The organism is Halobacillus sp. BBL2006 (assembly GCF_000786645.1).
GTDB lineage: Bacteria > Bacillota > Bacilli > Bacillales > Halobacillaceae > Halobacillus.
The window spans coordinates 1-5,846 of sequence record NZ_JRNX01000267.1; the positions used below are offsets into that span (position 1 = coordinate 1).

The 5,846-nt window shown below is 39.4% G+C and carries 8 protein-coding genes; 2 read left to right on the plus strand and 6 right to left on the minus strand.

Features of this window, described 5'->3' with window-relative positions; all coding sequences use genetic code 11:
• Positions 1-266 precede the first annotated feature (266 nt).
• Positions 267-695, minus strand: a complete 429-nt coding sequence (locus tag LD39_RS08935) for a CBS domain-containing protein (protein WP_035545374.1) — start codon at positions 693-695, stop codon at positions 267-269.
• A gap of 212 nt (positions 696-907) precedes the next feature.
• Here LD39_RS08935 and LD39_RS08940 point away from each other — a divergent pair, with 212 nt between their 5' ends.
• Both LD39_RS08940 and ytvI read left to right on the plus strand, forming a co-directional pair.
• Positions 908-1,387, plus strand: a complete 480-nt coding sequence (locus LD39_RS08940; RefSeq protein ID WP_035545376.1) for a YugN family protein — start codon at positions 908-910, stop codon at positions 1,385-1,387.
• A 137-nt stretch (positions 1,388-1,524) separates the two neighbouring features.
• Positions 1,525-2,583, plus strand: coding sequence for a sporulation integral membrane protein YtvI (gene ytvI, locus LD39_RS08945; RefSeq protein ID WP_035545377.1), 1,059 nt, complete (start codon positions 1,525-1,527; stop codon positions 2,581-2,583).
• 30 nt (positions 2,584-2,613) lie between these two features.
• On the opposite strand, the gene LD39_RS08950 is transcribed toward ytvI, so the two are convergent.
• From LD39_RS08950 to LD39_RS08970, 5 genes are all read right to left on the minus strand, one after another.
• Positions 2,614-3,150 carry a GNAT family N-acetyltransferase gene (locus LD39_RS08950; RefSeq protein WP_035545378.1) on the minus strand — a complete coding sequence of 179 codons (537 nt, stop codon included), beginning with the start codon at positions 3,148-3,150 and terminating at the stop codon, positions 2,614-2,616.
• Between the two features lie 140 nt (positions 3,151-3,290).
• On the minus strand, positions 3,291-3,746 hold the full coding sequence (locus tag LD39_RS08955; protein ID WP_035545387.1) for a DUF420 domain-containing protein: 456 nt from the start codon (positions 3,744-3,746) through the stop codon (positions 3,291-3,293).
• 81 nt (positions 3,747-3,827) lie between these two features.
• Positions 3,828-4,730, minus strand: a complete 903-nt coding sequence (ctaG, locus tag LD39_RS08960) for a cytochrome c oxidase assembly factor CtaG (protein WP_035545380.1) — start codon at positions 4,728-4,730, stop codon at positions 3,828-3,830.
• Between the two features lie 215 nt (positions 4,731-4,945).
• A complete protein-coding gene (gene ctaF / locus LD39_RS08965) occupies positions 4,946-5,269 on the minus strand; it encodes a cytochrome c oxidase subunit IVB (RefSeq protein WP_035545381.1) in 324 nt (107 codons plus the stop codon).
• Positions 5,270-5,272: 3 nt separating this feature from the next.
• The coding region (locus LD39_RS08970; RefSeq protein WP_035545383.1) for a cytochrome (ubi)quinol oxidase subunit III at positions 5,273-5,846 on the minus strand (574 nt) is incomplete at its 5' end.

A 5,846-nucleotide genomic window follows, 5' to 3' on the forward strand; every position in this document is an offset into this window, starting at 1 on the left:
TTTTGCGGCTTGCCTCTCTTCTTCTATAGCGAACGTCTCTTCTACGACTTGTCCTTTATCAACGGGCTCGTGCTTTTGAGTCTCTTTCCAGAGCATACTTCCAATTGAAATCACTATAGCAACAATTAAGAAAGCTGCATATTTTTTCACACCACTCTCACCACCCATCGTTTCTTATTGTAATTATAAGCCCAGACTTAGGATGCTATGAATTTTTATGTACAAAAATAGACCCGTATCAGCGTACGGGTCTAAGATCGAATCACTTAATGAAGTTCTGGACGTTCAGAAATATCCTGTAATGCAACGCCAGCGGCATGGTCTGACATTTCATCTACAGACAAATCACCTAAGGAAATGATTCCTGTCAGTTTTCCGTTTTCAACAACAGGCAAACGGCGAACTTGGTGTTGAGCCATGATTTGGCTTGCCTCTTGTGTTGAGCAGTCCGGAGTACAGCTGTACAAATGATCACTCATCACTTGCTGAATTGGTGTTGATTCAGGCTTCTTATCAGCATAACCACGAATGACGAGGTCACGGTCAGTAACCATTCCCATTAAGTTACCTTGATCATCACAAACCGGAATCGCACCTACATTCTTTTGCTTCATCATAGAAGCCGCATCAGAAAGACAGTCATCTGTACGACATACAGAAACATCACTAGTCATAATGTCTTTTACGCTTTTCATGAAAGATCCTCCTTTAAGTAATTCAATATCAGTAGTTAGTGTCCCCTTTTTATAAAATTTATTACATGCAAGCGATAGCCTTTTATAGTATAATAAAGTGGCAAAAGCCTATATTAATGAGTAAACTGGCTGGGACAATTGATGCAATTGCAAGTTGAGCTGTTTCATACTAAAATTAATGAAGATACATAACAATTTGTGAGGTGGAAGTAATGAAATTAGAAGGCACTGGTATAGATGGACTAATGGTTGATTTCCGACCATTGACTGATCTGATGGAAAGAAACGGATTCATCTTGGGTGGTTCTTGGGATTATGAACGAGTAACCTATGACTACAAATTGAATGCTCCAGAAAAGAACATTACTTATTATATCCGTATTCAAGGTTACGCGGTAGAAGGTGACGTCGATAAAGGGGATGCGGTTATCCGTCTGCTTCCACCTTTATTAGGCCGCCATTATTATCCGCACGGTGTTGAGTATGGTGAACAGGAAGGCTTCTCTACTGGCATCATCCAGAAAGCGAAAGGTTTGGTCCAAAAAGTGGTCGAGCCTGCGAAGAAATACCATAACCAAGTCCCTGAACACGTCGTGCTTGAGAGACTGACAAGATGGGCTGAAGAAAATCAGAACCAGGAAGTACTAGAAAAAATGAAAGAACTATCCAGCAATCCGGATCAACGCAAGTAAAAATTCATTTATTACGCTTGACACAGATGTCCGGTAACATCGAAAGGAGTCGCACATCATTTCATATGATGAGCGGCTTTTTTTCAAAAATGCCGTGAAAGTTTTTTTCATTAAGGGAAAGGAGATACATACATAAATTGTTTAAATACCTGACCAAAAAACAATGGATTATCATCTTGCTATCTCTGCTATTCATCATCGTCTGTTACTTTATTCTGCCTGTTTCTATTCCCTTAATTTTTGCATTCGTTACAGCTCTATTTCTGAACCCCTCGGTTCGCTGGCTTCAGTTTCGTTTCCGAATCAATCGTAAGATGGCTGTTACCGTCGTGTTCCTATTGTTCGTCCTTTTCCTAGGGCTATTAGGTACATATGCAATAACCCGATCTGTGGCACAGATCATTGAACTGGCAGATAACGCTCCAGAATACATTAATCAAATTAACAATGTTCTGTTGAACTGGCAAAACAATATGAACAGTTTTACACAAAGCATGCCGAAAGAATTTGTAGATAAAGTTGCAAGCGAATTGATGAACACCCTAGACAAAACGACCGCCGCCATTTCAGAGAAACTTCAGCTTGCCAATATCGCAGCGGCAGCAGCGAAAATTCCTGAGTATCTTGTAAGCTTGCTCGTCTATTTAATTGCTTTATTTCTATTCATGCTTGAATTACCAAGATTAAAGGATAAGATGCATGCGAACTTTACTGAAGCAACTTCTGAGAAAGTCAAATTCATGAACGCTCGTTTATCTTACGTCGTCTTCGGCTTTCTAAAAGCACAATTCCTTGTCAGCATCGTTATCTTCGTCGTTTCGCTTGCAGGCCTGTTGTGGATTGCACCCGAAGTCGCAATCATCATGTCCATATTGATTTGGATAATTGACTTTATCCCGATCATTGGCTCCATCGTCATCCTGGGACCCTGGTCCATCTATATGCTCATTATTGGTGAAATTGAAATGGGCACGAAGCTCGCTTTGCTTGCCATTATTCTATTGGCAATTCGAAGAACCGTAGAGCCTAAGGTAATGGGACGTCATATCGGCTTATCCCCTCTTGCTACCCTGATTGCTATGTATTTAGGGCTACAGTTGATTGGACTTGCTGGATTTATCCTTGGACCTTTAGTTGTTATCGCATTTAACTCTGCAAAAGAAGCGGGAATTATTAAATGGAACTTAAAGATATAAAAAAAACCTGAAGCAATGCTTCAGGTTTTTTTATACCTCTTTAAAATGATCCTTAGACTTATGAGCCGACTTTTCCTTTTTGAACATCAATATGTCCCGATTTCTACCTGTATGGTTAAAGCCATTATTAATCAAGACCTTTTGTGAAGCGATATTGCCTTTATCGCATTGTGCTTCTATCCCTTTCACGTCTGGTTGAGTAAATGCCCAGCTGCAAAGGTGATCAACGGCTTCAGAAGCATAACCTTGATTGCGTTCTGATGCAACGACATGATAACCGATTTCTATCGTACCCTCTTCATTTGGCTTTCCTTTAAATCCAATATCTCCAACAACATGCTCGCCTGCGATGTCCATCATAATCCATGGACCGAATCCAAGTTCACTTTCATCATTTTCCAGTTTTTCTACGTAGATAGGCAACAGTGCTTTCAACCCATCGTGCGGCCAATTCTTATTCCACGGCAATTGATACTTATAATAAAATGCCAGGGAGTTTTTCATTAACATTTGAGATAAGTCTATGGTAATGGGGATCATGTGCAAACGGTCGGTCTTCAGTTCCATATCTTTAAACATCCCTTTCTTATGTATATTATCCTATCCATACTGACCTATATTCCTGTTCTTCCCCAACCCTAAACAATATTATGCCTAAAAAACAGCAACGAAGTCGTTTTTTTACGAATCGTTGCTGAAAAAGTCGATTATGTCCCTAATATAGCTTTTATCATGCTTGTGGTTGTACCACCGTCATAGATGATGTAAAGGAGCAAGTATACAGCTACACCTGTAATGGCTGTAAAAAACCAAATGATACTTGTAACAGGGCCGATTTTTCGATGTTTCTTTATTTTTCGTTTAAAGGCAAAAGTCAAAGTAACGACTCCAAAGACTGCTCCTACCGTCGCTAAGAAGATATGAAAGATAAGAAAAATGGTGTAATAAATCTTAATCTCATCTGGACCGCCGAAACTCGTATTTCCTACAAAGATAGTACGGCTTAAATAAATGATGAAAAATGTCAAGGCACTGATCGCTGCTGCAATCATGACTCCTTTATGAGCCTTCCTCTTGTTTTTTACAATTAAGCCCCATCCAATAGCAACGAGTATAGCACTTAGTACAATGAAAGTCGTGCTTAAAGTTGGCAATAATGGCATAATGACACCTCTTCTCAAAACACTTATATGTTTTTCAATATAAAAAGAGAGGCCGACCATTAGTTAGGCCTCCCTTACTTATTAAGATTCACTTTGTAAATGATTAGGGATTGGGTCAATTGTCTCCCTTTCACGGTTAAACCAACTGAAAAAGATATACGCAATCACAGAACCGAAAATGATTTCCTGTGTAATCTTCATAATGATTCCACCTAGTTGCTGATCCTCAATCAGAGGAATAGGTGCAAAGGTATTCGGTCCACTGCTGAGGTTTTGTGAGAGACTGTTTAATACGTCAGCAGGCACACACAGACTCATCGCTTGTATCCAGGCACCTGATTGAGAGTATGTTTCATAAATAGGTGATCCAGCGAATATGATCAATCCACAAGCTGGAGTGATTAATACTCCATTAGCGAAGATGAAGCCAATCTTCAATATTGGACTAAGACGATCCATTTCTTTAAGCGGTGGGAATACTGAAAGCCACATAAAGAAAGCAGTAACTAATATTACCGTTGTAGTAATAGCATGTGCCCATTCGTTAGATTTCGTGAAGTCAAAGATTGCCGGCATATGATACATAGAGAAAAATCCATTAAACAAAAGCAAGGACAACAAGGGTTTCGTACCAAGTTTAAAGATTGGGTGAAGCCCTTTCATCTCATATAACTTTTTCCAAATCCAAAAAGGAATTCCTTTAATAACTAAGATCGGAAACAGCAGGTAGTATAAAGCCATTTGTGTCATATGAGCAGTAAACATGATATGTCCGATTAGATCGATGGGTGACCCTTTAATTGCATAAAGAAGCAGCATACTCAAATAGAACATGGACTGTTGGAGATAGGTAGGCTTATCAGCGCCTTTCTCTCTTCCTGGTCCAGTTATATAAAAATACCCTGCGGAGAGTAATAAAATGAACAATAAGTATAGAGGACTCCATAAAGCCCGAAATCCAAATATTTGCAGTTCTAACCACATAGGTGTCTCACCTCAGAAAGTTTATTCACTTCTTTATTTTAACGAATTTTACGAAAAAAAACGAGTATAGGTTCGAGAAATTGTTTATTGTTCATAATTTGGTCATATCTTTTGTTTACATAAGAAAAAGACCGGTAACCCGGTCTTTTTCCATTACTAAGTTTCCTATAGATTAATTCGTGATTAATCTACCGCTTTTCGATGCCCTACGAGCCTTACCACCAGATGATGGATGTGAACGTAACAATCGTTAAGAAAGCAACGGCTGCTCCCCCGTAAAGCATTAAGGCCGGCATATCATGTCCTTTATTTTTCATGTGCATGAAATAATAAAGCTGGAATGCCACTTGGACAACGGCAAGGATAATTAATGTCGGGATAATGAAGTAAGAATTCACTTCAAAAATCACCATTGCAAATGCTACGAGTGTAAACAAAATCATAAGCACAAAACTAATCACTTGCTGCTTCATTTCTTCTCTGTGCTGCTTACGTTCATACTGTGCCTGATGAGCTGGCTTTGAATTGCTGTTGGCCATTGATTAACCCACCTTTCCCATAAGGTAAACGACAGTAAAGATGAATACCCATACAACGTCGATGAAGTGCCAGTAAAGACTCGCGATATAAAACTTCGGTGCGTTATAAAGATTCAACCCGCGTTTTTGGTTTCGGATCATCAATGTAGTGATCCATAATAGCCCGAACAACACGTGTCCCCCGTGGAAACCAACTAATGTGTAAAAGGCTGAACCAAATGCAGAAGATCGGAATGTGAATTCATATTCATGGATATAGTGAAAGAACTCATAAAGCTCGCATCCAAGGAAACCTATACCTAAAAGTACAGTGATGGCTAACCACGTCTGCATTTTACCGAAATCATTGTTCTTCATATGATACATCGCATACACACTAGTTAGGGAACTTGTTAATAGAAGCATGGTCATTAAGAAAACGAGCTCCAAGCCGAACAAGTGCTCAGGTGTATTTTCTCCTTGTGTCGAACCATTCAACGCAAGGTACGTACCAAATAAACTTGCGAATAGTACAGTTTCTCCGCCTAGGAAAAACCAAAATCCTAGAAACTTATTCTTACCTTCAAGGGTGGCTTTT